Source organism: Acetobacterium paludosum (genome assembly GCF_008086595.1).
Classification (GTDB): Bacteria; Bacillota; Clostridia; order Eubacteriales; family Eubacteriaceae; genus Acetobacterium; species Acetobacterium paludosum.
The window spans coordinates 105,149-131,703 of sequence record NZ_RXYA01000002.1; the positions used below are offsets into that span (position 1 = coordinate 105,149).

Below are 26,555 nucleotides of genomic sequence, written 5' to 3' on the forward strand. Positions count from 1 at the left end.
TTAGATTTCTCCACTTCTAAAGCAATCAATTATCAATGAAAATTCATGTTCAAAATAGATATTTAACACAAGTAGTCTATAATATTATTCTTAAGCTAAATGAACCAGTTACTGTCAGATAATGATGTTTGAATTTCATAGAAACCGTCCCCTCGACTCGAACGTTAGCGAGTTATAACTACATTATTGAATTCTGTGTAAGTTAATGGAAGATTTTCTTTTGAAATTAACATATATTTATCATTATGTAAAAACAATTGCTTATCAATGATTTCAGCATTAAATACAATTGCTGTATCACTATAATCAACGACTATAGCTTTTATTAATCCATTTTCTTCTAAAATTTGATATGTTGATTGATTTGTTGTTCTAAAATAACCTATTCCAGTCGATATAGATGCACATACCGCCATTATTATAACAATTACGATGAGTTTATTATAACTGACTTCAAGAAATTTATATGAATAATATGCTACAGTGTCCTTGTATTTATTTTCAGGTATTTTTTCTTCTATGTCTGGTTTTTTTAGATTATTTTTCTTTTTTAAAACAAATTCTATGAGTATCGCTACAAAAGTAATGCTTATCATTGTCTGTAATGTATAGTAACCTAAAGCTTGAATAAAGAACATTAACCCGAACAACATGATAACGAATCTATCAAAACGAAAACGGTGTATATCCAAAATTTGATCAGCTTTATACATCGAATAACAGCTTACAAAGCTTGTAAGTATAAGCATTAAATAGGTAATAATATAACAATATGACATCAAATCAATTTGAATCATTGTATTTGGCAGTCCTAAATATAACAATTTACCTGATTGAAATCCATATAAACATATGAATGCTAAAGTAGTAAGTACCGTAATAATTACTCCACTGTTTTCAAGAATTTTTTTTATTAAAATTTTATTGCTTTGGCATTGGTTTGTCGTTTTTTCTTTAGCCTCAAGAATCGCATCTAATTTTGTTTTTTCTTCTATCACTGAATCTTCATTCATCTTCTATCACCTCGTATAATATGTTTATCACCAAGATTTTTTTCTTGGCATAAGCATTTCATTACATTCCTTTCTTTGAAATTCTACTACTTAGTTACAATATGACGATTGAAATAACTGAATATTCCGCTTGAATAGTGCACCCTTTTTCGAAGCCAGTGCAGTAGCATTATAATTATTTTATTCACGAGTAATTGTGTAAATACAATTATAGTTAAGGTGTCAAAACTCAACGGAAACATTAAGCAAACAGTATATTGATTAAAAAGTAAGTTACAAGTCTGTATATTGTATGAAAACATTGTCTAATTTGCTTTTGGCACCCTAACAAATTATGGAAGTCGATAATTATGGTAAATTATCTAGAAATAATCCGGCTGAAAAATCAGGATTATAGTAACACCAATATTGCTACCAGTACTGATAGCTCACGTAATACCGTTGTTGAAGCTTGACAACTAGCACAGGATAAAGATATAAATGGCCGATACTAGATGAACTGACCGATCCAGATATGCAGACAATTCTTTATCCCTGTCGTGCCTGCATCAATGGCATAAAACTTTCTGTCTTTGAAACTATTCATAATGAACTCGCCAGACCCGGTTTAACTCTTTCCCTACTTTGAATGGAATACTGCGAGCAGTAAAGAAATGAGCAAGTTATTCTTTACCAACATTCTCAATTTAATAAGAAGTACCATGCCTTTGCTGCATCTATAAAAGCGACACTGTTTCATTAAACGTAAGCCAGTTTAACTCATGGACGTCAACTGGGCGGGGGGAACACAGATTCATAAGCATAGTCGCCGTAGACCTGCATAAACCAGACGCCCAGGTTGTAGGCCATTTCCAGCAGAATCACCGCATCATCATAGGAATCGTAGCCTTGATGAACGGCCTTGCTTCGGGCTTTACGCAGGGCGTAAAAAATGTCGTCAATTCCCGGAGCAATCAAACCTTCTTTTTTTAAAACTTTGATCCGGTTGGCATGGGTGTTTTCCATTAACGGAGGCTCGACATTGTCAAGCTCCATCATGAAATTGACGATGGTTTCCCCGAAGAGACCCAGCTTGATAATACAGGAGTTCCCGTCGGTATACAGGTAGTCTTCGGCCAGACTTCCCATCATCGCCAGTGCCGGAAAGTGATCGCCTAAAAATTCATAGTTTGATTTCATTGATTATCCCCTCAGTCAAGTCGATGTAATCGTATTTAATGGAAATATTGTATCACTAAATTGTTGTCAGGGAAAGATTAATAAGCAACAAAAAAACCAGAATCCAAGTTGTTAGTCTTGGATTCTGGTTTTTTATGGTCATTTTACTTTCAACCGGCCAGAACGTTGTCAATTGACCAGTCGGTTGCGCTTTCTAAAAATGCTTAGCACTTAAACGCGTAAAGTCTTTAGCGCCCCACTCCAGGCAATGACCTGATCAAACACGTCATTCAGAGCACTTTCGTTGCGTGGGTCTGGTGTGAACACGTTCATGTTTTGGAAATCAGTAAAAAGATTGAGCATCACTTGGGCCCGAACATCGGCCATATGGAGTTCCGCGGCCACCAGTCGAAGCGCTTCAACTGACCGGGTCCCACCGGCACTGCCGTAAGCGACAAATCCCACGGCTTTGTTTTGCCATTCCACATTCAAATAATCAATGGCATTTTTTAAGGCCCCGGGAATGCTGTGGTTATATTCAGCTGTGACAAAGATAAATCCGTCAAATTCACTGATTTTCTTTGACCAGACTTTAGTATGTTCTTTGGTATACTGCTGCATCATCGCCGGATTCGGCTCATCTAGAAGGGGCAGATTGTAATCCGCCACATCCACTAACTCAAAGGTGGCATCGGTTCGTTTCTGGGCCAGTCCATTAACCCATTTTGCCACCGCTTCCCCATTCCGACCCGGTCGGGTGCTGCCTAATATTATCCCAATTTTTGTCATTGTAATCCTCCTCGATTTTTAAATATTCGATCAATCTTAAATCAATCTAATATTAATATACCTTATTAAACCGAAGATAAACGCTGGAAATAAATAAAGTTAGATGTGTTTGGTACCTGGGACTTCTTATCTCACAATCAAAATCAAAAGCGTACCGTTTGCAAAACGATTGTCTTACAAAAAGACGCTTTTACGACGCCTTTTTTGTAAGAAAGGATGCCTTTAATATTTGTCCAGGTCCCGATCGCCTAAATCAATAGTCGGTTCTGACTGTCTTTTTAATGATTCCTGGTGGGGTTTGGCCGCCCGGGTGTTTGATTTTGTTTTGGTTCTGAGCTTAAAGGTGTCAACCTGTTGTTTAAGCAGCTCAGCCTGCCCAGAAAGTTCTTCACTGGCTGCAGCACTCTGTTCGGCAGTTGCCGAGTTCTGTTGGACCACATGAGCTACCTGTTCTACCCCAGTGTCAATCTGGGCGATGCCGGATGCCTGTTCATTGGAAGCAATGGCAATGTTTCCGACAAGGGTGGTAACCTGTTCAATGCCTTCCACAATGTCTTCCAGAGCCGCGGCTGTATTATTCGCAATTTTTGTTCCTTCCTGAACATTATCGATGGAGCCTTCAATTAAGACCGTGGTTTCCTTGGCGGCTTCTGCACTTCGGACAGCCAGGCTTCTGACTTCCGCGGCAACTACGGCAAAACCTTTGCCGTGTTGACCGGCCCGGGCAGCTTCCACAGCGGCATTAAGGGCCAGAATATTGGTCTGGAAAGCAATATCATCAATGACTTTGATGATTTTTGAAATGTCATTGGATGATTGGTTGATGGCTACCATAGAACCCTGCATTTTTGACATCTGTGCATTGCCTTTAGCAGCATGATCTTTTACGTTGTCTGCTAATTCTCTGGCTTTATTGGCATCAATGGCATTATTCTTGGTTTGGTTTGCTATTTCGGTAATGGAAGCAGTTAATTCCTGAACTGCGCTTGCCTGTTCGGTGGAACCTTGAGCCAGCGATTGACTTCCCGCGGATACTTGGCCGGCGCCGGAGGCAACTTGTTCTGCCGCCACATTGATATCGCCCATGACATCGTTTAGCGAAGCAATAATCACGTTAATGGCATTGGAGATAGTGACAAAATCGCCCCGGAATTCCCGGGCATTTTCGATATCCAGATTACCCTGGGATAATTGCTCAATTTTATCTGTAATTTCACTGACAACCATATCCAGACGACTGGCAGTGTTGTTCACGGATTGTTTGAGACCATCGATATCCCCTTTATAATTCCCAGTGATCCGTTCCTGAAGGTTGCCATTTGACATCGCATCCATAACAATCATAACTTCACTCAGCGGCTTGGTGATTTCTTCAATAATGGAATTCATGCCACCAGCCAATGATTTCCAGGCTCCATTTAATTTGCTGAGTTCTGTCCGGGCTTTAAGATTTCCATCATTAACCGAACGGGTAACCATGACGCCCTCATTAAGTACCTCACTGATGGTTGCTTTTACCGTAATTAAACTATTGTTTATTTCGTTAAACTCAGCATTGACTTCACTGGTATATTCATCGGCGGCACCGATATTTAGGTCAAAGTCCAGATTTCCTTCGCTTAAATAAATCAGGTTATTAGCCAGTCGGGTGACTTCCGTTTTGGTATAGTCACTGACTCTGATAATCGGAGTTAAATCGGTTACGATTTCCACAAAACCAATATTTTCACCTTTTTTATTTTTAAGGTATGCCGTATCCTGTTTATTGTTTCTTCCAACCCATTCAAAATAACTGTCAGGCAGGTTTTTATCAACCAACCGACGGATTCCACAACCTTCGGTCTGACAGATATTGGCGCCGGCATTATAGCAATCCATGCCACAGGCAGATTTTCGGTCTTTAATGACGCCGTTGGTAATCATCAGAGCTTCAAAGGACTTATTCATAAAGGTCCATTTCATATTATTATCGGTTACATGGACAGGGAAAGGAATACCGTCAATGATGGCTTCGTACCATAACATTTTATCTACAACCGTATCCAGGGTGGCATTGACGCCCTCAATAATTTCTTTAAAACCACCATCAAAGGCGTTGGCATCTCCTCTTGTTTCCCATTGTCCATTGATTGCCGATTGGGACAACAGAGTAGTTTCGGTAATCAACCCCCTGATGGTTTCGATGGTACGTTTGAGAGCCGGTGCGATTTCATCCTGGGGATCCCTTAATTCAATATTTGCAGAGACGTCACCATTTGAAATCTGGTTCATGGTGCCGATGACTACATTTTGCAAGTCATCCGCTAGTTGGTTCATGGAGATGGTCATTTCACCGACCTCGTCCTTAGATTCAATGTTCAACCGTACACCCAGATGTCCCTGAGTCATTTCCTTGATCATGTGATTTAAAGAAATGACCGGCTTTGTGATTTTTTTGGCCAGAATATAGGTGGCTAGACCGCCAATTAATAGGATTACTAAGGATGTAATCAGAATGATATTTCTCAAATTATTGATGGGAGCTAGCACATCGCTCTCAAATTTGACGACAATAAGGGTCCAATTCGATCCGGGAATGGGGGCAGTATACGCAATTTTATTTTCTCCCAGATAATTATAGGCAATACTTCCGGTTTGTCCCACGCCCAATTTCTTTATCGCCAACCCGAACTCTTTTAAGGGACCATTGGCTTCAATTTCATCAAATATATTCGTTCGATTCAGAATCAGCTGATCGTTGGGATGGGCCATGACAGCGCCGTCTTCATTAATGACCATCCCGTATTTTCTAACCCCGTCACCCATGCCATTGGTGATATCCAATAAGAAGGTGGGATCCCGACGACCGACCAGGAGGCCGACTACCTGCCCATTATTCTTAATTGGAGACACTTCAAAAACAGAGGGTTCATTGGTGACTTTGCTGATGACAACGTCGGAAATGGATGATTTTCCAGCAAAACCGTCCTTGTACCAGTATTCACCTTCTGATTTAAATTCCCCTCCGCCAATGATATATTTGCCATGGCCATTCATATCCATAACTGCAATATCCTGGTAACCCAAACGAGCCACATCTACCGATATGGAGGAAACTTGGGTATCCCAATCCATGGTGGCTGTTCGCGCCCGGAGACCAATTTCATCGAGTTTTCCAAGATTACCAGAGATTACAGCACCAATATGACCGGCACCTTCGCTGACAAAAGCCTCATCCTGTTTATTTGATTCATTCGTCAAAGCAGCCGAACTGATAGTGATAGCGATCAACCCTAATATGAGTACGACAGCGACCAGAATCAAGGTAGTGAATGCAAGTAATTTTGTGGACAAACGCATGCCAACTTGTGTATGCTCTTGTTCGTTTTTATTTGTATTCTTCATTAGTCCATTCCTTTCTAAGCTAAAATATTTTAACTATACACGTAGTTTTTTTATACTGAACTAACAACTAGCACTTTAGTCCAGCGTCAGTTTGATTTCTAAAAAAGCCTCCACAATGATAATAAATACCCACAGGAAGACTTTTTAAACAGTTTTAAATTTTTAGACTAATCGACTATTATTTGCATGGCTATTATTATTTTGGGGCAGTAATTTCAAAACTAGTTCATTGTCATAATATCGGATCCGGCAAATGCGAAGGGCAAACGATATTGGTTGCCGCCGAGATATTCGGCTGCAGTAAATTCCCGCCAGTCTCTGCCTTCATATCGGAAACTGAATTTATTATCACCTTGCGCTCCAAGGTCAACGTCGACGAGCATATCCCCCTGATTATTGCCATCAACCGTAAAATTACTTATTTTTATGGTTCCGCCATTTTCAGTTGTACTCACAACAACGAAATCTCCACCGGCTGTAGATAGGGGCTTTGGTATGTATTCACGGAAGGTCGTTTGGGCTATTTGCAGTGCGCTGCCGGTGTCTTCTTTGTACCAGACTCCAGATAATCTGTTGATCAATTCTTCAGCGGTGAGGTTGCTGTCTGGGCTGGTAAGGATGTATTTGCCTGCTAATACCGAGCTGGACACATCTTTGGAATTGACTTCAATCACTTTAACCGTCGTTTCGCCGATGGGGAGACTAATGGGACTTGTATATTCCGTCGAGTTTTTTTCCGGGACGTTGCCATCCACTGTATAGAATAGTTTATCAGTAGCATTACCTTTAATAATTTCCAAACTCTGTGTTCCCTGATAGGCTCCGGGAGCCAGATTGTAGCTTGGATTCTTAGCAACATAATTTTCTTTTTCGGTAATGTAGCTTTGATCCCCTGTTTTTTCAGCCGCTTTTTCCAATAATGCAAGTATTTCAGCTTCGGATTTTCCTGATGCGACATAGGAACTAATGAGTTCATCATACAACTTTTTTAATTCTTCTTTATCCGTGGTATTCTCAATTGTTTTATCATCTGAATTCTGATTCGAATTTGACGTGGTAAACTGATTGACAAGGAAAAAAGCCAGGACGGCAAGAAGTAATATGCCACCAGCGATTCCTAAAATGATTATTAATTTCTTTTTACCTTTTGGATGAGGGGGTATTTCTTTCGCCAAACTTTTTTCTCTTGTTTTTTGATTTTTTGAATTCATTTCTTCTGCTGGCAATTCGTCTTTTGGCAATTCGTCATTGCCTGGAACTGATTCAATTTTTCCCGTTACTTTTTCTTCATCATTCATAATGATTTCTCCTTATTTGGATTTAATTAGGGGTAGAATCAAACATTTAAGCGTCAACAAAGAATTAATACTTTTTTTGTATTTTATAGTATTTTTATTGTTATATCAACAAATATTTATTACTATTTAAGTTCACTTATCACCGTCTGTTTGAAAATCTTTCTAAATTTTCAATAAAGTTAAGAATCTCCATAATTCCTACATAATTAATCTGTATTATAGGCAAAGAAATTAAATTTTAGGAGGAAAAACACTATGGATATGACCCATTACATGTCATTATTGACAAGCAACCAACCATGGAATTTATTAATCTTCATGGCGATTCCGGTAATTTGCGCAGAAACACTGACGATTTCAGAATTCTTTATCATCTTTAATCGGCTACAAACGGGAAGATTAAGGACCTTCAACAAAGCCGTTGGCATCTTTGCCGGACTGTATTTTACAGGAATTTTTATTTACTTATTTATTGCCGCCGTTATTCCCATAACCACGACCGGTCAATGGCATACCTGGGTCGATGTTGTCGCAGTCGGATTTTATTTGTTGGGCGTAATATTTCTTCTTCCAATTGCCCTAATGGAACTTGGCATCCTATTTAAAGGTAAAACGAAAGAAGAAAAAATGAAGATCCATTTTATTCTTATTTCAGGCTTTCTTGTAACCGCACATATTGCCATGATCTTCGGCATGGTTAATCCTGAAATTATAAGCAGTATGTCAACGATGCCAATCATGTAACTATATGAATGATGGTGCTCTATTAATTCAAACTGAATTATTTGTTTTTAGTTACCCTTTCGTACCCGCTTCTCAATATCAGTAAAACAGCAAATAGAATGAGTATCACATTTATCCAGACAAAACTAGGCGGGAAAAAGGTAAATAAGTAATAATCCCTCATATTGTATGCCAGTTCAAAGGGGACTTCCGTATAAAGCATTGAAAAATATAAAGCCATTAAAAGCAGACTGCCAATGCCAGATATCAAATATCTTTTATTGCGTTTTGCTTTCTCAGCGAGCACGAGTTTGCCCTTTTTTAATTGCAGAAGGAAAGCACCTCCAAAAATCAGGAGTATCACAAGCAGTCCGGTTGTAACGTAAGTGATCATCTTGGTTATTTGAAGCATAAACGTATCAACAACCTTTTCCCCCAGGACATTTTTGCCCCATTTTTCCATCAATTCATAGGTCAGATAATACGCTTTATCGGAGTTTGTCAAAATAACGATCCCGTTCTGACTCGTTGGTTCCATGACCAGCTGGGCATTCCATCCGGTTAATGTCCCATTATGCTCATAGACGGTTTTGCCGTCTATGAGTGTCCTGGGGATGATGCCCAATGCGTATTCTCCCCCGGCACTCTCGGTATTTTTTTGCGGTTGAAACATTTCCCTGTTTCCGTTTTGATAGTAGTTAATCAGTGCGATTGTAAATTTTGCCAAATCTCCGGCGGTCGTCGTCACTCCGCCGCCGCCATTCATGACAATTGGGGTGATGGCAATTGGCTTGTTTATTCCCGCATAGGGTACCGCCAATGAACCGTCACTGGATTCATTATCGTAGTTTGTATCATTCATGCCGAGGTTTTTAAAAACAGTGTTTTTCATATAGTCTTCGAATTTTTCACCAGTTACTTCTTCAATAATTAACTGGCAGATTCCAAATCCAGCAAATTCAGAATATTCAAAAACCTCGCCGGGTTCTCTTTGAAGCCTGATATTCCGATCCCTCAGCACATCTTCTATGGCCGGCAGCGGATAGTTATAGCCGCTCTCGTCACTGCCGGTGATGCCGCTTGTGTGGGACATCAAGGTTCGGAGGGTGACCTTGTTTTCATCAAACTGGGTATCCGGCAAGGTCCATTTTGTCAAATAGGTGCTGACCGGCGCATCCAGATCGAGTTTTCCCGCGTCAACTAATTGCATCACTGCATAGGCGGTTGTGGTTTTGGAGATCGAAGCGATTTTGAACTTGGTTTCATTTCCAACCTGAATTTTGCTTTCAACATTTGCATAGCCATAATTTCTTACTTCGGCAATCTTACCGTTTTCAATTATCGCCACCGCTGCGCCTTGAGGACTATATTTTTCGACTATCTTGTCGATGTAATCTTTATCTTTATTTATGATTATATTGACGCCACCGTAAACAATTGCTATCGATGCAATAATGGCGATAATACCGATGATCCATTTCTTTTTTTCTGTCATTATGCTCACCTCTTATACTATATAATTTATTTTGCTAAAATGCGTTGATCAAGAAATTTTTCAAATACCGTCAGCAACCCTGTTAAATCCTGATATGATTCCTCCGACATTTCTCTTAGTGTTATGAAGACCTCATCATTTGCTTGTTTATGAAATTTTCTGTGTCCATCATAAGCTTTTTTTCCCATTGGCGTGAGAATCAAAGAGACTTCAGCATCTGATGTTTTAGAAACTTTTTTCTCTACCAGACCTTTTTCTACCAACTTGTAAATCATCTGAGATACTGCTCCTTTTGTTTTCCTCTTACTTAATGCAAGTGCAGTAATATTAATTCCATCGTTATCCCCGATTGCTTCAATCGTATGGATTTCAACCTGACTTAGCATATTACCAGTTCCATAGTCTCTGCACTTTTTTTCTGTTTCCATATACTTATAAATAATTCTTTCCATGGTATTAGCCACCAATGTATAATCTCTCATCATCAAACTCCCTTATATTGTTATAGCCATTTATCAATTGCTGAGTATAGTATGTATACAGTATAGATTATATACATCATACCTGTATCGATACATTATGTCAATTTTTTATATTTCTTATTGATGGAGTCCAGAGTAAATCAATCTCCATGAGAAATAAAACTTTTGAATATGACAACCTACTGAATGAGGCAACGATACCTGCTCAGATTCTTTTTCAATTGAAACACTCCATTTCCTTAATTTTCTTAATTTTCACATTCTGTTGACATTGTGTTCACATTGATCGGTTATTCTTTAAATATTAAATCACTTCAGCACTGCACCGGGAATTTTTGAAACGATTCGAGTCATCAAACAATTCCTGATTCACTCAAATAAAAGTGATGTTGCATTCACAGCGTTGTGGCTGCAAGAAATATCAAAGGAGAACGATAATGAAAAATTTATCTAGGAACAGTCAATCCCAGTCGCTTGTCATTGAAAAAGGCGTCCGTTCACTTCAGAAAAAAATAAGTACCAATCATCAAAAAATAAAAGCAGCTGCAGCAGACAAAAAAAGACAAGGCAAAAGAAAAACAACCGCATTTGATATGCTTCAGTTAGCCAGTTATTTATGGACAATGAATGATTTTGGAGATAGCATCATCAAATAATACATCCCCAATAAAAAAAAGCAACCCTCAAGGACCGAGCTCTGTACGATACAGAACTCAGTCCTTGAGGGTTGCTTTTTTTTGCATCCGCTTAGGGATTGGTGATTGCCTGTCCATCCGCCCACTGGGTAATGGTTTGGTCCTTCGCATACTGATAGAGATTCACGGTTTCAATGGCGGAATCGGCCTTTTGAGGCGAAATCACCACAAAGGTCATCGAGGGATTCCCGGGGGCATGATCAATCCAGGTACCGCTGTTGGCATAGATGGTTTTCTGACCGGCCAGATTCGTCATCGGGGCGATCCGGGCATGATGGGTGTGTCCGAAGACCACAATGCGTTTGGTTGGGTCCGTATCAAAAATCTGGGTCTGAGCCTGGGAATCAATAAAGGCACTGTCCGCTGATTTGGCAACCGCATCCGCAACCGGAATATTCACCTTCACCCCGTTGATGGACTGGCGTTCATCCCAAGTGCTCTGGATGTCTTTATACAGATTCATCGACAGGGTGCCATCATCATTCTGGTGGGGCAGCAGATCATCAACGGCATAGGTCTGAGTATACCCGTCAACATTTGTTTTGATGACGGGATCGGCGTAGCTTTCTTTAATTGGTATGGCGGACAGCAAGGCTTTCCAGACCTGAGCATAGCGATAAATATTCAGCTGGTTGGCATCGTCTTTATCCACCTTTAAATCTGGGAAGGTGTTGGTAGTTTTGGGATATCCTTCAGCAACTGCCGATGATCCGATCCGGGCATAGAAGTAAGCCGGCGGCAGAATCGAGGTGCCATTTTGGGTAATTTCCCGGTTTGAAATGGGGTCCGGGGCCGAGTACAAATCATACCGGTGGCCATGTTCAATGACAATTTCTGAATTGGTTCCGGTGACGTAGGAACCCAGCCCCAGCATGCTGTCCCGGGCCTGGTTGATGCCGGGGAAAATCCGTGCAATATCGGCATCGGTTGCCAGCAGATCATGGTTCCCCGGGATATAGGTGACTTTGATCTCACCGCCCTGAATGATCGCATTGATAGCGTCAACCACGGTTTGATTGTTTGCCGCCACTGCATCATAAAATGCAGACTGGGAATCCGGCATGATATAATCCATGGGAAGCATCCAGAAATCAAGGAAATCCCCGGCAATCACCAGTTCTTTCACATTTGGTGAGGCCTTCACCTGATTAAGATAATCAACCAGAGGCTGTCTGTTTGCCAGAGTCTCGGTATACCGATCATCGATCCCCAGATGGATATCACTGATCACAACAATTTGGGTTCGCTCGTTATTCAGATCTTTATTTCCAGCGAGGTTCAATTGATAATTTGTGGCAAAATAGCCGACAAAATTACTGGCCAGACTTGAACCGGATTTGGCTTTCAAATCACGGCTGATGGAAATTTGATATTCTTCCCCCTGGGTCAAGGCAGTCATTGCTTTATTGTTGATATCAATGACCTTGGGATCAGCCGCATCTATTTTGATGACGCCCGGTTCTTCTACCGTATTTCCGTTACCGTCGATCCGATAAAGTTTAACCGCATCGGCAATGGTTGTCGGATCAATCTTTTCGGTGAAGGTCAGGCTGATGGTTGTAACCGTGTCATTCAGAGTTGGATTATCCGGATCTTCGGTTGTTGCAATGTTTGGCTTAACAGTCATTATCCCGGGCTGTTTGGGCGACCACAGCATTAAAGCCAGAGTCACCAGCACAACAACCCCGACAATCAGCAGCAGTTTTTTCTTTTCATTCAAGATCATATCTCCTCCTCCTTTTCTCATTCTTTCTCATTTTCCAATATCAACCAGCCATTTTAAAATATGCGCGCAATGATCATAGCTATTTCCGGATATTCGAATTAATCTAACTTTTCAAAATATTATCGCAGCTAATTGTCGTTGCAGATCCATTCCTGACAGATTTTGACCCCTTCAGCAGCATTATTGGTAAAGGCATCGGCACCGATATAAGCACAGGCTTTTTTCGTAACCGGTATTCCTCCGATAACGATTTTAGATTTGATGCCAGCCTCCTTCATCCCATCCACCGTTTTTTTCATGGAATCGATCGCCGCAGTCAGGATGCCGCTTAAACCGATAATATCCGGTTGAATCTTCTGGGCCTTTTCGACAAAGGTCTCAATCGAAACGTCAATACCCAGATCATAGAGTTCAAAGCCAACGGTCTTTGCCAGGCCGATAAAAATATTTTTTCCGATATCATGCAAATCACCATGCACTGTCCCGATTAAAATTTTTCCTTTAACTTCAGTTTGATAACTGCACATGACCGGCTTCAATAAATCGATTACATATGTTAATAAATTACCGGCAAAAATCAGGTCAGCAACAAAATATTCACCTTTTTCATAATTCTCACCCACCGTACTCATGGCTGCCTGACAGACTTCCAATACTTCCATGGCTTCCTGTTCCGTGGGATTGGAAGATACGAATTCCTGTAAAATTTTCACCACTTTTTCATCTTCCAGTTCGCCCATTGCCAATGCTAATTTTTTTAAATCGATCATATTTATTCTCCGTTCTTTTGCAAATTCAAACTTTAAACTTTGTTATCTTCCAATATTAAATATGTATAATATTATCTCATTTTGATTTTAAATGCAACCTTTCTGGCAAAGAAGACCGAAAATAAAAAAAGCAACCAGCAAGGACTGAGTGCTGTATTGTACAGGGCTCAGTCCTTGTAAATTACTCTATCACCGCAAAAATCACCGTAAAAAGGCTGATCAGCCTTTTTGCGCTGAACGAGCAGACACGGTTATGTTAAACTAGCAATCCTACTTTTTTATTTAATTGATGCATCATAAATCGATTGAATCGATTCATCCAGCATGTTGTTGAATTCTTCTTCACTTTGGTTAACATTTAGCCCTTCGGTTAATGCTCGTGAGAAGCTTGCAATCAGTTTAGGATTCCTTGCCAGTTTTTCATTCGATTCTTTTCTGGAATATCCTCCCGATAGTGCAACCGTTCTTACCACGTTTGGCTGCTTCATGATCTCTTCATAGAAATTATCAACTTCCGGTAGGGTAAGTTTAAACATCACCAGACAGTTAGCATCCAATGTTTTCAGATGTTCTAGAATTTCTTGTTTAAGAATTTCTTCCGCCGCTGCTTTATCAGCCATATGAATATCGATTTCCGGCTCTAAAATAGGAACAAAACCGGCCGCTGCAATGGCTTTGCCAATTTCAAACTGTTGATCAATAATTGCTTTTATGCCGATTTTATTCGCTTCTTTTATAACCGAACGCATTTTAGTACCAAATATATGACGTTCTTTAGCGCGACTCAGCAAATCATCAAGATTTGGAATCGGTTTCATTAATTGAACACCATTCTCTAAATCAAGTAACCCCTTGTCCACTTTTAAAATGGGTAAGATTCCTTTCGTTACCCAAAGATAATCTGCGCTGTATTTTCCATCCACTTTTGAATCCATTGTTTTTTCAAACAGGATCGCAGCAAGAATTCTTTCTTTGGTAAAAACCGGGCTTTCCATAATCCTTGATCGCATGTCGTGAACCAATTGAAACATCTCCGTGTCATCAGCATAGGCTTCTTTGGGGATTCCATAAATTGCAAGTGCTTTAGGTGTGCTGCCACCGCTTTGATCAAGTGCCGCGATAAAACCGTTGTCATTTTTCATTCGTTCTAACTGTAACATATTCATAAATACACCTCCGCTTATTATATGTCTTTATTGTATTATACACCTTTTTAGAACTTTTAACACCACCCCAGAAGTAATCATTTACAATTTAGACTGGAAATGCTATAAAAACTTTTGTCGGAGTCTCACAATCTCAGTAAAATGGCCATGTCGCCATTGTCCAGAGCTTCTTTTACATCCTGCAAATCATCACATCACAACAGGAGTGCTCCTAAAGCGAATACAAAATCGGGATTATTATTCTCAATTACGACTTACGAACATTCCGGATAAATCGAAAGAATCCGCCAGATTTCATAAGTAATATCCTGAATCGAACTATTGAGTCCGCCCCGGAGCCAGACCTGGTACAAATTGATGATGCCGCCGGCCATAAAATGCAAATGGATAATGAATTCTGGTGTTTTTTTGATCTCCTCGGGAATATCCTGATAGTGGGCATAAAAAGTCCCACGGTTGATATCAGCCCGGGTGATAATATCCGTCACCGTTATTTTTTCCACATCTTTTTCCTGGATCAGTTCCAAAAAGGCCTGACGGATCATCCGCCGTGACCACGGAAATGCTGAATAAAATGGGGACCTCCCAGGGAGAATCCATGCTGCTGGTTTTCAATGATGAAAATCAACTTTCCGACAATGATATGAATGCCATCGAGACCGGCATCAATGAGCTCAATGCCGATCGGGCACAACTTCAGATCACCAATCTCATCGATTCATTCAGTACTCCGGAGGCAAAGGATCAGTTATTATCAGCCGATAATACCACTCTGATCATTCCCATTTCCTTTGAAAAGGGAACCCGAGACAACCAGACCGTCATCAAAGATTTTCAGTCAGCCACCGAAAAGCTGACCGTCACCCACTATTTTACCGGTGCCATATCGAATTCCTACGATATGAAGAATGTTGCCACCCATGATATCATTTTTACCCAGATCATCGTTTTGATGGCCATCTTTATCCTGCTGATCGGCGTGACAATATCATTTCGGATTCCGGCCTTTATTGTCGGTTCCCTTTTACTTGCCTACTATACCGCCTTGTCCGCAACGGCGTTTATTGCGAAATTTCTGTTTAGCAGTGCATCGGAAGGATTATCCTGGAATGTACCTTTTTTTTCCTTCGTGATGATTGCCGCCCTGGGGGTTGATTACAGCATCTTCCTGATGGACCGCTATCGGGAAGATCCGGATCTGCCGCCCAAACAAGCCATCGTGCTTGCCGCCAGAAACATCGGGGGCGTGGTGATGTCGGCCGGCCTGATCCTGGCCGGAACCTTTGCAACCCTGTATCCATCCAACATCATCGTCCTGATGGAGCTGGCCATTTGCGTGGTCATCGGCTTATTCCTGCTGGCCTTCGTTCTGCTTCCGGTAGCCATTCCGGCGCTGATTGCCCTGACCGATAATATTTCAACTAAAGAAAAAGCAACAATTTCAGCCGCAAAAAACGGAATTGATCAAACCCCTAACGCATCTCTGAACCCAGCTTTTCAGAAAGAAATCTGAATGCTTTTCTGATTTAAACTACCAGCTTGAGTTATCTTATTCAAGCTGGTGAGTGATTATGCTGAGGTAAAACTTAAAGGCATTTGGTGATCGTTGATGATATCACTAGTTAGTGATACAATCCTGGTAACAACCAATTGAAATCACTTAAAAATAGAGGAGTGAACGAACATGAATGAAAAAATGCCGGTCCTGTTTGTCGGCCATGGTTCGCCGATGAATGCCATTGAAAACAATGAATTTACCCGCGGCTGGGAAGCAATCGCTGCAAAAATACCAACTCCCAAAGCAATTCTGTCGATTTCGGCCCATTGGTACACAGAAGGTACCAAAGTAAACGATTCGGATAAACCCGAAACGATCTATGACATGTATGGCTTTCCGGACGAACTTTACAAGGTTGTCTATGACGCTCCCGGTGCTCCCGAGCTGGCTCATCTCACAAAAAATCTGATCACCCGAGCCGTTACGGTTGACAATACCTGGGGACTTGACCATGGTACCTGGTCGGTGCTGCATCGCATGTATCCGACCGCCGAAATTCCCGTCTTTCAGCTTAGTATTGATCTCAGCGCCGCGGCCGCAACCCATTATCAGATCGGACAGGAACTCCAGTCACTGCGAGATCAGGGTGTTCTCATTTTCGGCAGCGGTAACATCGTCCACAATCTGTCCCGGGTGAATTGGGAACTCAGCGGAGGTTATTCATGGGCTGACGAGTTTGATGCCTATATTAAAGAGTGCATTTTAAACCATCGCTATCAGGATGTCATCAATTACCACTCCGCCGGGGAATCATCAAAGCTGGCCTTCTTCACTCCGGATCACTTTTATCCCCTTTTATATGTACTGGGTGCTGCCGGTGATGATGACAACATTACGATATTTAATGATTCTCGCACCTTGGGTTCGATGTCCATGACCAGTTATTTGATCTCCGACAAAAATTCGATATAACGGTGTGCCGATGCTTTATAACCAAGAAGATAAACTTGATCTTGCCCTGCTAATCGCCATGAGCCGGACAACGCAAACACTCCAACGACGATCAGCAACTATTTTAAAAGACAGCGGCTTGACAATTACTCAATTTGGCGTCCTTATGTTTTCGGTTTCTAATCTGCCATCATTCAGCTGATGCAGTTTTACCATCACCAGTCTGGCAATGGGCTGGGCAATCAACGCCTCAACGGCAAATGATATCGCAAAATTTCGCGGCCATCTATAAAAAAACATCTGAATCGGCTCCATGCTCACCTGTCTGTTGCCAATCCAAGTGCCGATAACGGTCAGAAAGATTGACATCAAAAAGACATTGCATAAAATATTCACCACAATATGGGCCGCAAAGCTGTCATCCTTTTCGATGATTTTTCCGGTCATCCAGCCGGCTGGTTTATAGGTTATTAGCACCAGGGCGATGACAGCCATCCAAATAAAGGGAATTATTTTGATGGCCTCCGCCCATACAGCCATTCGAAAGCCCACTTCAAAGCAGGTAATCAGCGGGGCGATAATATTCACTGATAGCACGGATATTACCGCCATAAAAAGCGTAAATTCTTTTTTGTTACGCGGTAGTTTCATGTAAAATTCCATTGTTCATTTCCTCATTTCGTTTTTTTTTGAATTTTAGGCAAAAAATAAGCGTGAGACCAAATAAATGATCTCACGCTGAACAATTATACGCGCTAAAAATTTCAATACTTTTATTATAGCTGACATTCTAAATTTTTGTAAGCGATTTTTTTTTTATAACAATTAGTTTTCTTTCTTGACTCGTTATTCAATTTTAAATAGCTTCAGGGCCTGTTTCATCTTTTAATAAGCGTTGATTCTCTTTCCAGGCATTTACCATCTCGATCGTGACTGGTTCGCATTTTTGCTCATAAGTATCCAATTTATAGTTAATGACATCCAGGCTCTCCTGAATTTCAGCCATCTTTTTTTCCTGATCTTTTTTTGCGTCCAGTAAAATCTCTTTTCTGGCTGGCTTCGTGGATTCTCCCTGTAAAGCCAATTGAATATATTCGCGAATCGCTTCTAATGACATCCCGCCTCTTTTAAAACGCATCGCAAAATCAATCCAGTTTAATGACATCTCATCATAATCTCTCATCCCAGAGGCGGTTCTTGGCACTTCAGGAAATAAGCCAAATCGTTCATAATACCGTAAGTTATCAATACTAATCCCTGTTATTTCGGCTGCTTCTTTAATCGTCATCAGTAATCGCTCCTTTCTCTCGCTCTGGTTCTGACTTATGTAAAGATATTTTATTTTAAAAATATACTATTATTGAAGTATATAACTTTTTCAGACCTTACATTGAACTTTCAAGAATCTTCTGGCTAATCTCCAGCGTCAGGTCACCGGTTTCTGAGATAGCCGTCATGCCATGCGCCTTTAGTTGTTCCACAATCGCTGGTATTTTATCAGCTCCAATACCATACTCAGACAAATGCGTCTTTACACCAAGACTTTCAAAAAATCCCCGTGTTTTCTGAATTGCCTGATCAATTTTCTCTTCTTCGCTTCCCGTATCAATATGCCACACCCGTTCTGCATACTGCAACAGTTTTGCTCGTTTTTGTTCGCGTCTTACCACCAGTAACGAAGGCAGGATAATCGCTAAAGTCTGCCCATGATCGATCCCGAACATCGCCGTCAACTCATGACCAATAAAATGGGTTGACCAATCCTGTGGCACACCGCAGCCAATCAGACCATTTAACGCCATCGTAGCACTCCACACATGGTTTGCACGGGCATCATAGTTTTCAGGTTCAGATACGGAGGTTCCCCCGATTTCAATCAATGTCTGCAATATTCCCTCAGCCATGCGATCCTGCACTCTGCCATCAACGGGAAAAGTTAGATACTGCTCGGTAACGTGGATAAATGCATCGATCACTCCGTTGGCAACCTGTTTTTGAGGCAGGGTAAACGTAATCGTCGGATCGACAACTGAAAACTTCGGGAAAAGCAATGGACTGGAGAAGAAGTATTTAGCATGTTCATAACTTATGACAGCGGTGGGATTCATTTCAGACCCTGTGGCAGGCAACGTTAGCACGGTGCCAAATGGAACGACTTCTTCCACGGGAAGCGGAGTATATCCACCTTTTAGTATTTCTCGGGAATCGCCATCAAACTTCGATGCTGCCGCAATAAACTTCGTGCCATCGATAACTGACCCGCCACCGACAGCCAGTAAAAAATCAACTTGCTCATTCTTAACAACTTCAACCGCTTTCACTATCGTTTCGTATTTTGGATTTGGCTCGATCCCGCCAAATTCATAAATCTTTCGATTGCCAAGTGCCATCTTGATTTTGTCGATCAAACCGCTTCTCTTGGCACTTCCACCACCATAGGTGATTAAGACTGTTGCATTTACAGGAATATTCTCATTAATACTAGCAAGTCTGTCCTTACCAAATATAATATGAGTGGGATTGTAAAAATCAAAGTTTTGCATAATCGTGTCTCCTCTTCTTTCTATGCTTGTTGATCGGACAGAAGTGCTCCGCCAAATCCGATATTGTCTAATTCATTTTCTTTCAACAGTACAATGAAAGCCTGCTCCGGTACATTCATCACTTTTGATGCTGTATTGGTGAATTCCTTAACCAATTGTCTTTTTTGATCAGCATTCAATTTTCCTGCTTCTAATGTGATTACTGGCATAATTTCATCTCCTAAACTTTATTTTAATGCTTTACCCATTTCGTAGGCTTTTTGGGGAAAATCGGTTTGTTCAAGCACTTCTCGTACTGGACATCCAGTTGCCAGCAACTTTCCGGCATCTTCCCAGTTTAGAAAACGCAGCATCGATTCATACATTTTTTCCAGGGCCGTCATCGTCCAATCGTCTGGACCATAGGACGCCGCTAAAAGCATCGCCTTTTTACTCCCGGCAATTTTTGCATTGCTGGCATGGAATCGGTCAATCACCGCTTTGATCTGGGCTGACATGCCAAAATAGTAAAGCGGGGTCACAAATACAATCAGTTCTGCTTCCACCAATTGGTGACTAAAGTCACTCATGGAATCCTTGTGCACACATTCTCCATCATGGCTTGAACAATACTCACAAGCCAGACATGGTTTGACATTTTCAAAAGCGGCATCAAATCGGAACACCTCATGTCCTGCTTCTTGAGCCCCTTCAATCATTTTATCGGCCAACAAAGCCGTGGTTCCTTTTTTATGAGGACTTCCTGTTATTACGGTTACTTTCATTTTTTTCTCCTATCAATCAATATTTTTATCGATGAATCCACTATAAACCCTTATCTCAACTTCAGGTCAAGTAAAATATTGAATTTTTTTTACGCTCATAAAAAAAATACAAATCAAGAGACTGCTCTCAAAATTTGTGGTCAATTATAATGATGTAAAAATGTCAGGATATCCTGTTTTACCTCCAATTTTGCTTTGCGATTTCGCAATTTATTTCTGATCAGGTTCAATTCTATTGATGATTTTTGCCGGCACACCACCGACAATGACATTTGGTGGCACATTTTTGGTGACAACTGCACCGGCGGCAATAACCGCACCAGCGCCAATGGCGACGCCCGGAACAACCGTCACGTTGGCCCCAATCCAAACGTTTTTGCCGATGATAATGGAAGCCGGATGCATATCGCTGCGTCTGTCCGGATCAATGTCATGATTTAGGGTGGCCAGCACCACATTATGTCCGATCAGAGCACCATCACCGATGCTAATCCCGCCCTGATCCTGAAGCTGGCATCCGGAATTGATAAAAACATTTTTCCCCACCTGGATGTTTTTTCCGCAATCGGTATAAAAAGGTGGAAACATAGCAAAGGTTTCATCAACCGGTTTGCCTATTAAGCGGGAAAACAAGACCCGAATTTCTTCCGGGGTATGGTAGGAACCATTGATTTCAGCAGTCACTTTCAATGCCTCTTGGGATAATTCATGCATCATTCGATGCACTTCAGAACCGCCCATAACCGTTTCACCACGGTTCAAGTGTGATAGAAAATCATTTATAACCATTGTATTCCTCCTTCTTTAAAGCAGATTCTCATCTTTTTATTTTTTTCATGCATCTTAAATCATCGATTGAGTTTTTCTACTGATCATGTTAAACTATTATTAACTAATTCAACTTGATTCTACAATGAAATTTTTAGCCCCGCTAATATCACCAAATCCTGGTGATATTAGCGGGGTTTTCTTTTAATATTCATTCTTCAAGACTTTGACTTTTTTTACGCTTCTGAAATTTTTCTAAAAGCTCTCTACCCAGGCAGTCAGTTCTTCTTTTGAAATTCTACCATTAAGAAGCTTACCTTCGCTGATATTTGTTGAATCAGCACAGCTGCCTTTGAGATTAGCGACGGTCTTTCCAAAGCCACTGCTACCTGATGTTGCAAAAAGAACAATGGTCTTTCCTGCAAAATCATATTCCTCCAGGAATGTATTGATAATGGTTGGCGCAACGTGCCACCAGATTGGAAAGCCTACAAATATCACGTCATAATCATCCATATTCGATAATTTCTCCGCAATAGCCGGTCTGGACATTTTATCTTGCATCTCGATGGTACTGCGTGCTTTTTTATTCATCCAGTCTAAATCTGCCCCTGTGTAGGGTACTTTTGGTTTTATTTCAAAAATATCCGCCTGTGCTGCCTGAGCAAGTGTCTTTGCAACATTACCGGTTACACCACTTGCTGAAAAATATGCTACTAAAATCTTCTTATTGTTCATGTTTTCACCTTCCCAACTTCATGTTTTATGTTTTATTTTTATTTTACGCTTCTTTTCCAGACTCCTAGTTCCGGCCATGGCCGCCGACACAGATCAGGATCTGGCCGCTTCCATGATGGATGTGCCAGTTGTTGCGGCATCCCGGTTCAAAGGTCACATTAAAAATCCCCACTTCCTGATCGTTCAGCGAGCTTAAATAGCTTTTGTCAATAAAATAAGGTGCAAATGCCAGTTTATATTATAAAATTTTCGATCATGAGGTTAACGGCAGCTCAAACCGATTGAGCTCAACCAATGTGCGCTGCGAGATTCCTTCGGCTGCTTCACACTCTTTTTTGATGATGTGGTAGGCGTCCTGATACGCCATCTGGTGTTTTTGACAGAGTTCCGCCACACTGGCGTATTCGGGATAAATCCGTTTTCCCGATTCCAGCTCACAGACTTTTACCTGAGCTTCCCCCAGACTGGTTAGAATTCTTTTGACGGTTCGCCGTAAACCGGTACTTTCCATCTGAATACGTCTGATCCCGATGGTGGTGGTCTCTTCAAAAATAATCTGTTCCAGCTCAGCAATGGCATCTTTTTTACAGATCACATTGAGCAAATAGCCGGGCCGGTTTTTCTTCATATATACCGGCGTGTAATGGACATCTCTGGCTCCGGCCGCAAACAGCCGCTCCATAACAAAACCCAGGATTTCACCGCTGCAGTCATCAATGTTGCTTTCCAGTTTGAAAATGCCACCACTATTTTTCGTTTTGTCGGTGATCAGCATGACCCGCAATAGACTGGGCCGGTCGTAGGTTCGTTTACCCGCGCCCATGCCGGTTTTTTCAATCGCAAACTGCTTTGGCAACTGGTCCCCGGTTTTAATGGCGGCCACAATGGCCGCTCCGGTTGGAGTAATCAGCTCCCCTTCGGTACTGGTAAGATGCAGATTTAAACCATGTCTGGCAGCAATATGAGTTACTGCCGGGACGGGAATCGGGATGATTCCATGCTGACAACGTACAAACCCCCGGCCTTCATATACTTCCGGCACAATCACCTCGTGGATGTCCAGATTGTCCAGGCAGACCGCTACCGCTACAATATCTACAATCGAGTCCACCGCTCCCACCTCATGGAAATGTACCTGCTCGCTTGGAACCCCGTGGGCTTTTGTTTCGGCATCGGCAATAATTGAAAAGATCCGAATGGCCAGCGCTTTGGCATGATCCGTGATCGCCGCCTGATTGATGATGGCAACGATATCCAGAAGTCCCCGATGATCGTGCGAATGGGTCTTTTTTTCTTGATGTTCATGCTCTCCAGGTTCCGATGCATGAGAATGACCATGTTCATCGCCGTGATGATGGTGATGATTTTCATGAAGATAGGCCATGTCATGGTCATGGTTGTCGCAATCGAGCTTGACGTGAAAATCGCAGACATCCAGTCCCGCCTTTTTCACCCGACTGATGACAATATCAAAACCTGTGACAGGCAAACTTTTGAGCGCCGTCTCCAGCACCGACTGATCGGCTCCCAGATCCAGGAGAGCCGCCACGGTCATGTCGCCGCTGATGCCGGAATAACATTCCAAATATAAGGTTTGACTCATGTTCGCACCCCCAATCGGTTAATCTGGGTGGCCGTGTAGCCTGCCCCATAACCATTGTCGATGTTAACCACCGAAATGCCGTTGGCACAGGAATTGATCATCGTCAGCAGCGCTGAAATGCCACCCAGGCTAGCCCCATATCCGATCGAGGTGGGCACCCCGATGACCGGTTTGTCCACCAGCCCGCCAATGACACTGGCCAGAGCCCCTTCCATCCCTGCTACCGCAATCACGCAGTTAGCACTCTGGAGCACATCCAGCTGAGAAAGAATCCGGTGAATTCCGCTGACGCCCACATCGTAAAGCCGTTCTACGTAGGAGCCAAAATACTCGGCCGTCTGGGCGGCCTCTTCCGCCACTGGGATATCCGCGGTCCCCGCCGAACAGATGGCAATTTTTCCCACCCGTTTCTTGCCGGTTTTTTCGATTTTAATAATCCGGGATATTTCGTCGTACACAACTTCCGGATAGACTTCTTTAATCACTTCATACTGATGCCTGGTGGCCCGGGTTCCCATCACCTCGCCATCTTCTTCATAAAGCTTTCCAAATATATTCAGCAAATGGGTATCTGCTTTGCCGCTGCAGAAGATTACCTCGGCAAAGCCGGACCGTATCTTTCGGTGCATATCTAGTTTGGCATAACCCATTTCTTCAAAAGGCTGTCGGCGAAAAATAAGCTCTGCTTCCTCCACCGAGATCTCTCCCGTTTTTACTTTTTTTAATATTTCCTGTGTTTCCATTTTCACCTCTGGTTTAACTTGTTTTATCTCATTGATATTATCTTATACTTTACCACTTGAAGTTCACTCCAAGTCAATAGCTATTTATTCTTTTCTTAAAAAAATCTCCGACCATTTAAGGTTCGGAGATTTTAAATACATCAATAATTACCGTTTAAACGTTTAGTTCGCCTTCTCTTTGTGACTAACTGACCGCTTTTATCGGATAAAGTTAGTAAATATATGTTCTTCCTCTTTTTCCGGCAAACCATATTTTTCTTTGCCCAGCTGGATACTCTTAATCATAAAGGCCATATTTTTACCTAATGTCCGCATAATCTGGCAGCCTTCTTTGTCCTGATAGACGTCTTCGGGTGTAAAACCATGGACCATGTTCCAGTATTGACTGGATACAATGGGCATATTGGATATTGTAAAATATTTATTCAGCTCGTCAAAGGTTGCCGTGGTCCCGGCTCTTCTCGCCGATACCACGGCCGCTCCGACTTTCATAGTCATATCGTAACTGGCGCTATAGAACAAGCGGTCGAGAAAAGAGATCATTGTCCCATTGGCTGACGCATAATAAACGGATGAACCAAAGATGATGCCATCACATTTAGCAAATTTTACTGCCGTTTCATTGACAATATCATCAAAAACACATTTTCCAAGTGTTCGACATTTATGGCATCCGATACACCCTCTAATATCCTTATGTCCCACATGAATGATTTCTGTTTCGATGTTTTCTTGATTCAAGGTTTTTTCCACCTCTGTTAATGCGGTATACGTACATCCCTTCGCATTGGGACTGCCATTAATTAAAAGTACTTTCATTTTGTTTACTCCTTTTTTATAAGTTCAATTGGATAATTTTAATCGTTATTAATAGACTACTTCTTAGAGTCTGCTCCAAGTCAACTACAATTATTCATTTCTTTAAAAAATATCCGTACCTTATTTTTTAAGCAGCATTTTTATTCTAAGGCGGCTCTGACATTTTTTAATTCCTGGATAATAGCAATATTTTGGGGACAATGTTCTTCACATTGTCCGCACTCAACGCAATTCGACGCCTTTGCATCTTGAGGAAACATCATCGCATATTGACCTTTGGCTCGTGGGAGCGAATCAAATAGAAAGGCATTGTTATAAAGTGAAAAATGTCCCGGTATGTCGACCCCGTTTGGACAAGGCATACAATATCGGCAGCCAGTACAGTTGACTTTCATTTTTTCTTTTATTGTTTTCTTGGCAAAATCCACTAACGCGATTTCTTCGTTCGTTAAGGAATTGGCGGCACCTTCATTGGCGGTATTGATATTTTCAACCACCTGGGCCATCTCAGTCATACCACTCAGGACCACTGACACCTCGGGATGATTCATGACCCACCTGAGCGCCCACTGAGCCGGGGTTCTTTTGATTGGGGCTTCGTTCCAGGCTTCTAAAACTTCTTTGGGTAATTTGTCAACCAACGCACCGCCTCTGATGGGTTCCATAATAGTAACCCCCATTCCCTTGTTGGCCGCATATTCTAAGCCTTTTGTACCGGCCTGGTAATTTTCATCCAGATAATTGTATTGGATTTGGCAAAAAGACCAGTCATAAGCATCGACAATTTCGACAAATAAATCAAAGTCATCATGAAAAGAAAAACCTGCATGTTTGATTTTTCCGTCTTTTATTGCCTGATCCAAGAATTCACCGACATTCAGTTTTACCAGATTTTGCCAGGAGCCGCTGTTCAGTCCATGCATCAGGTAGAAATCGATGACATCGGTATCCAAACGTTTCAGCTGCTCATCCAATAATCGATCCATATCAGCTCTGGTCTGAACCAACCATGCCGGAAGTTTCGTTGCCAGTTTAACCCGTTCTCGGTAGCCATCTTTTAATGCCTTGGCAACTAAAGGTTCACTCTCTCCCCCTTTATCAAAACCGGTTCCATGATAAGGATACGCCGTATCAATATAATTCACGCCGTTATCAATGGCGTATCTGATCATTTCAATTGCTTTCACCTCATCGATATTTGTTTGAACCCCGTCAATAACCGGCAACCGCATGCAACCAAATCCTAAAACAGAAACTTCTTCATTTGTTTTTCCGAATTTTCGATACAACATCTTTCAATCTCCTTAATTTTAAATTTAAACAGCGTTAATCAGTATTAAACAATTGAAGTTTTCTTATGCCCAATGAAACATGTTCGCCATCGGTTTTCGCTGTTTTTTATTTTGTACATGACTAATTTAATTTATTC

26 protein-coding genes are annotated in these 26,555 nt (G+C 41.5%); 4 read left to right on the forward strand and 22 right to left on the reverse strand.

Annotated elements, in window-relative coordinates; genetic code table 11:
* Window positions 1–164 precede the first annotated feature (164 nt).
* The 5 genes from FZC41_RS02605 to FZC41_RS02625 form a co-directional block, all read right to left on the reverse strand.
* Entirely contained in the window at window positions 165–1,013 is an 849-nt protein-coding gene (locus tag FZC41_RS02605) for a hypothetical protein (protein ID WP_148565827.1), read from the reverse strand.
* Window positions 1,014–1,781: 768 nt separating this feature from the next.
* Entirely contained in the window at window positions 1,782–2,192 is a 411-nt protein-coding gene (locus FZC41_RS02610) for a hypothetical protein (protein ID WP_148565828.1), read from the reverse strand.
* Window positions 2,193–2,402: 210 nt separating this feature from the next.
* The gene (locus tag FZC41_RS02615; protein ID WP_148565829.1) at window positions 2,403–2,960 is read right to left on the reverse strand and encodes an NADPH-dependent FMN reductase; all 558 of its coding nucleotides are present in this window, start codon (window positions 2,958–2,960) and stop codon (window positions 2,403–2,405) included.
* Between the two features lie 222 nt (window positions 2,961–3,182).
* Window positions 3,183–6,344: a methyl-accepting chemotaxis protein gene (locus FZC41_RS02620; RefSeq protein ID WP_148565830.1), complete on the reverse strand. Its 3,162-nt coding sequence runs from the start codon at window positions 6,342–6,344 to the stop codon at window positions 3,183–3,185.
* Window positions 6,345–6,565: 221 nt separating this feature from the next.
* Window positions 6,566–7,642: a chitobiase/beta-hexosaminidase C-terminal domain-containing protein gene (locus tag FZC41_RS02625; protein ID WP_148565831.1), complete on the reverse strand. Its 1,077-nt coding sequence runs from the start codon at window positions 7,640–7,642 to the stop codon at window positions 6,566–6,568.
* A 255-nt stretch (window positions 7,643–7,897) separates the two neighbouring features.
* On the opposite strand from FZC41_RS02625, the gene FZC41_RS02630 reads away from it, so the two are divergent.
* Window positions 7,898–8,386: a DUF6803 family protein gene (locus FZC41_RS02630; RefSeq protein WP_148565832.1), complete on the forward strand. Its 489-nt coding sequence runs from the start codon at window positions 7,898–7,900 to the stop codon at window positions 8,384–8,386.
* Between the two features lie 37 nt (window positions 8,387–8,423).
* On the opposite strand, the gene FZC41_RS02635 is transcribed toward FZC41_RS02630, so the two are convergent.
* Both FZC41_RS02635 and FZC41_RS02640 read right to left on the reverse strand, forming a co-directional pair.
* Window positions 8,424–9,860 carry a serine hydrolase domain-containing protein gene (locus tag FZC41_RS02635; RefSeq protein WP_148565833.1) on the reverse strand — a complete coding sequence of 479 codons (1,437 nt, stop codon included), beginning with the start codon at window positions 9,858–9,860 and terminating at the stop codon, window positions 8,424–8,426.
* A gap of 26 nt (window positions 9,861–9,886) precedes the next feature.
* Window positions 9,887–10,312, reverse strand: a complete 426-nt coding sequence (locus tag FZC41_RS02640; protein WP_170253818.1) for a MarR family winged helix-turn-helix transcriptional regulator — start codon at window positions 10,310–10,312, stop codon at window positions 9,887–9,889.
* 467 nt (window positions 10,313–10,779) lie between these two features.
* Here FZC41_RS02640 and FZC41_RS02645 point away from each other — a divergent pair, with 467 nt between their 5' ends.
* The gene (locus tag FZC41_RS02645) at window positions 10,780–10,998 is read left to right on the forward strand and encodes a hypothetical protein (protein ID WP_148565835.1); all 219 of its coding nucleotides are present in this window, start codon (window positions 10,780–10,782) and stop codon (window positions 10,996–10,998) included.
* Window positions 10,999–11,089: 91 nt separating this feature from the next.
* Here the strand turns inward: FZC41_RS02645 and FZC41_RS02650 are convergent, their stop codons facing one another.
* From FZC41_RS02650 to FZC41_RS02665, 4 genes are all read right to left on the reverse strand, one after another.
* Window positions 11,090–12,763 carry a metallophosphoesterase gene (locus tag FZC41_RS02650; RefSeq protein ID WP_170253819.1) on the reverse strand — a complete coding sequence of 558 codons (1,674 nt, stop codon included), beginning with the start codon at window positions 12,761–12,763 and terminating at the stop codon, window positions 11,090–11,092.
* A 128-nt stretch (window positions 12,764–12,891) separates the two neighbouring features.
* The gene (locus tag FZC41_RS02655) at window positions 12,892–13,533 is read right to left on the reverse strand and encodes a cobalamin B12-binding domain-containing protein (protein ID WP_148565837.1); all 642 of its coding nucleotides are present in this window, start codon (window positions 13,531–13,533) and stop codon (window positions 12,892–12,894) included.
* A 278-nt stretch (window positions 13,534–13,811) separates the two neighbouring features.
* Window positions 13,812–14,699 carry a fructose bisphosphate aldolase gene (locus tag FZC41_RS02660; protein ID WP_148565838.1) on the reverse strand — a complete coding sequence of 296 codons (888 nt, stop codon included), beginning with the start codon at window positions 14,697–14,699 and terminating at the stop codon, window positions 13,812–13,814.
* Between the two features lie 254 nt (window positions 14,700–14,953).
* The gene (locus tag FZC41_RS02665; RefSeq protein WP_148565839.1) at window positions 14,954–15,244 is read right to left on the reverse strand and encodes a TetR/AcrR family transcriptional regulator; all 291 of its coding nucleotides are present in this window, start codon (window positions 15,242–15,244) and stop codon (window positions 14,954–14,956) included.
* A 5-nt stretch (window positions 15,245–15,249) separates the two neighbouring features.
* On the opposite strand from FZC41_RS02665, the gene FZC41_RS02670 reads away from it, so the two are divergent.
* Together FZC41_RS02670 and ygiD are read left to right on the forward strand one after the other, a co-directional pair.
* Complete coding sequence (locus tag FZC41_RS02670) at window positions 15,250–16,212, forward strand: MMPL family transporter (protein WP_243136643.1); 963 nt, start codon at window positions 15,250–15,252, stop codon at window positions 16,210–16,212.
* Between the two features lie 171 nt (window positions 16,213–16,383).
* The gene (ygiD, locus tag FZC41_RS02675) at window positions 16,384–17,169 is read left to right on the forward strand and encodes a 4,5-DOPA-extradiol-dioxygenase (RefSeq protein WP_148565840.1); all 786 of its coding nucleotides are present in this window, start codon (window positions 16,384–16,386) and stop codon (window positions 17,167–17,169) included.
* 129 nt (window positions 17,170–17,298) lie between these two features.
* Here the strand turns inward: ygiD and FZC41_RS02680 are convergent, their stop codons facing one another.
* The 11 genes from FZC41_RS02680 to FZC41_RS02735 form a co-directional block, all read right to left on the reverse strand.
* Window positions 17,299–17,811, reverse strand: a complete 513-nt coding sequence (locus FZC41_RS02680; protein WP_148565841.1) for a hypothetical protein — start codon at window positions 17,809–17,811, stop codon at window positions 17,299–17,301.
* A 193-nt stretch (window positions 17,812–18,004) separates the two neighbouring features.
* On the reverse strand, window positions 18,005–18,436 hold the full coding sequence (locus FZC41_RS02685; protein ID WP_148565842.1) for a MerR family transcriptional regulator: 432 nt from the start codon (window positions 18,434–18,436) through the stop codon (window positions 18,005–18,007).
* Window positions 18,437–18,533: 97 nt separating this feature from the next.
* Window positions 18,534–19,691 carry an iron-containing alcohol dehydrogenase gene (locus tag FZC41_RS02690; protein WP_148565843.1) on the reverse strand — a complete coding sequence of 386 codons (1,158 nt, stop codon included), beginning with the start codon at window positions 19,689–19,691 and terminating at the stop codon, window positions 18,534–18,536.
* Between the two features lie 20 nt (window positions 19,692–19,711).
* Window positions 19,712–19,900, reverse strand: coding sequence for a 4-oxalocrotonate tautomerase DmpI (gene dmpI, locus FZC41_RS02695; protein WP_148565844.1), 189 nt, complete (start codon window positions 19,898–19,900; stop codon window positions 19,712–19,714).
* An 18-nt stretch (window positions 19,901–19,918) separates the two neighbouring features.
* A complete protein-coding gene (locus FZC41_RS02700; protein ID WP_148565845.1) occupies window positions 19,919–20,455 on the reverse strand; it encodes a flavodoxin family protein in 537 nt (178 codons plus the stop codon).
* 210 nt (window positions 20,456–20,665) lie between these two features.
* Complete coding sequence (locus FZC41_RS02705) at window positions 20,666–21,244, reverse strand: DapH/DapD/GlmU-related protein (protein ID WP_148565846.1); 579 nt, start codon at window positions 21,242–21,244, stop codon at window positions 20,666–20,668.
* A 234-nt stretch (window positions 21,245–21,478) separates the two neighbouring features.
* On the reverse strand, window positions 21,479–21,961 hold the full coding sequence (locus FZC41_RS02710; RefSeq protein WP_148565847.1) for a flavodoxin: 483 nt from the start codon (window positions 21,959–21,961) through the stop codon (window positions 21,479–21,481).
* A 253-nt stretch (window positions 21,962–22,214) separates the two neighbouring features.
* The gene (gene larC / locus FZC41_RS02720) at window positions 22,215–23,564 is read right to left on the reverse strand and encodes a nickel pincer cofactor biosynthesis protein LarC (protein WP_148565848.1); all 1,350 of its coding nucleotides are present in this window, start codon (window positions 23,562–23,564) and stop codon (window positions 22,215–22,217) included.
* A complete protein-coding gene (gene larB, locus FZC41_RS02725) occupies window positions 23,561–24,307 on the reverse strand; it encodes a nickel pincer cofactor biosynthesis protein LarB (RefSeq protein ID WP_148565849.1) in 747 nt (248 codons plus the stop codon). Before larB ends, larC begins: the two co-directional genes overlap by 4 nt.
* Before the next feature lie 198 nt (window positions 24,308–24,505).
* Window positions 24,506–25,126 carry a flavodoxin family protein gene (locus tag FZC41_RS02730; RefSeq protein WP_148565850.1) on the reverse strand — a complete coding sequence of 207 codons (621 nt, stop codon included), beginning with the start codon at window positions 25,124–25,126 and terminating at the stop codon, window positions 24,506–24,508.
* A gap of 140 nt (window positions 25,127–25,266) precedes the next feature.
* Window positions 25,267–26,418: an aldo/keto reductase gene (locus FZC41_RS02735; RefSeq protein ID WP_148565851.1), complete on the reverse strand. Its 1,152-nt coding sequence runs from the start codon at window positions 26,416–26,418 to the stop codon at window positions 25,267–25,269.
* Window positions 26,419–26,555 lie beyond the last annotated feature (137 nt).

Bases quoted from the DNA above. Each gene is read 5' to 3' on its own strand.
- FZC41_RS02605 (WP_148565827.1), bottom strand. From the start codon at position 1,013: ATGAATGAAGATTCAGTGATAGAAGAAAAAACAAAATTAGATGCGATT.
- FZC41_RS02610 (WP_148565828.1), bottom strand. From the start codon at position 2,192: ATGAAATCAAACTATGAATTTTTAGGCGATCACTTTCCGGCACTGGCG.
- FZC41_RS02615 (WP_148565829.1), bottom strand. From the start codon at position 2,960: ATGACAAAAATTGGGATAATATTAGGCAGCACCCGACCGGGTCGGAAT.
- FZC41_RS02620 (WP_148565830.1), bottom strand. From the start codon at position 6,344: ATGAAGAATACAAATAAAAACGAACAAGAGCATACACAAGTTGGCATG.
- FZC41_RS02625 (WP_148565831.1), bottom strand. From the start codon at position 7,642: ATGAATGATGAAGAAAAAGTAACGGGAAAAATTGAATCAGTTCCAGGC.
- FZC41_RS02630 (WP_148565832.1), top strand. From the start codon at position 7,898: ATGGATATGACCCATTACATGTCATTATTGACAAGCAACCAACCATGG.
- FZC41_RS02635 (WP_148565833.1), bottom strand. From the start codon at position 9,860: ATGACAGAAAAAAAGAAATGGATCATCGGTATTATCGCCATTATTGCA.
- FZC41_RS02640 (WP_170253818.1), bottom strand. From the start codon at position 10,312: ATGGAAAGAATTATTTATAAGTATATGGAAACAGAAAAAAAGTGCAGA.
- FZC41_RS02645 (WP_148565835.1), top strand. From the start codon at position 10,780: ATGAAAAATTTATCTAGGAACAGTCAATCCCAGTCGCTTGTCATTGAA.
- FZC41_RS02650 (WP_170253819.1), bottom strand. From the start codon at position 12,763: ATGATCTTGAATGAAAAGAAAAAACTGCTGCTGATTGTCGGGGTTGTT.
- FZC41_RS02655 (WP_148565837.1), bottom strand. From the start codon at position 13,533: ATGATCGATTTAAAAAAATTAGCATTGGCAATGGGCGAACTGGAAGAT.
- FZC41_RS02660 (WP_148565838.1), bottom strand. From the start codon at position 14,699: ATGAATATGTTACAGTTAGAACGAATGAAAAATGACAACGGTTTTATC.
- FZC41_RS02665 (WP_148565839.1), bottom strand. From the start codon at position 15,244: ATGATCCGTCAGGCCTTTTTGGAACTGATCCAGGAAAAAGATGTGGAA.
- ygiD (WP_148565840.1), top strand. From the start codon at position 16,384: ATGAATGAAAAAATGCCGGTCCTGTTTGTCGGCCATGGTTCGCCGATG.
- FZC41_RS02680 (WP_148565841.1), bottom strand. From the start codon at position 17,811: ATGGAATTTTACATGAAACTACCGCGTAACAAAAAAGAATTTACGCTT.
- FZC41_RS02685 (WP_148565842.1), bottom strand. From the start codon at position 18,436: ATGACGATTAAAGAAGCAGCCGAAATAACAGGGATTAGTATTGATAAC.
- FZC41_RS02690 (WP_148565843.1), bottom strand. From the start codon at position 19,691: ATGCAAAACTTTGATTTTTACAATCCCACTCATATTATATTTGGTAAG.
- dmpI (WP_148565844.1), bottom strand. From the start codon at position 19,900: ATGCCAGTAATCACATTAGAAGCAGGAAAATTGAATGCTGATCAAAAA.
- FZC41_RS02700 (WP_148565845.1), bottom strand. From the start codon at position 20,455: ATGAAAGTAACCGTAATAACAGGAAGTCCTCATAAAAAAGGAACCACG.
- FZC41_RS02705 (WP_148565846.1), bottom strand. From the start codon at position 21,244: ATGGTTATAAATGATTTTCTATCACACTTGAACCGTGGTGAAACGGTT.
- FZC41_RS02710 (WP_148565847.1), bottom strand. From the start codon at position 21,961: ATGAACAATAAGAAGATTTTAGTAGCATATTTTTCAGCAAGTGGTGTA.
- larC (WP_148565848.1), bottom strand. From the start codon at position 23,564: ATGAGTCAAACCTTATATTTGGAATGTTATTCCGGCATCAGCGGCGAC.
- larB (WP_148565849.1), bottom strand. From the start codon at position 24,307: ATGGAAACACAGGAAATATTAAAAAAAGTAAAAACGGGAGAGATCTCG.
- FZC41_RS02730 (WP_148565850.1), bottom strand. From the start codon at position 25,126: ATGAAAGTACTTTTAATTAATGGCAGTCCCAATGCGAAGGGATGTACG.
- FZC41_RS02735 (WP_148565851.1), bottom strand. From the start codon at position 26,418: ATGTTGTATCGAAAATTCGGAAAAACAAATGAAGAAGTTTCTGTTTTA.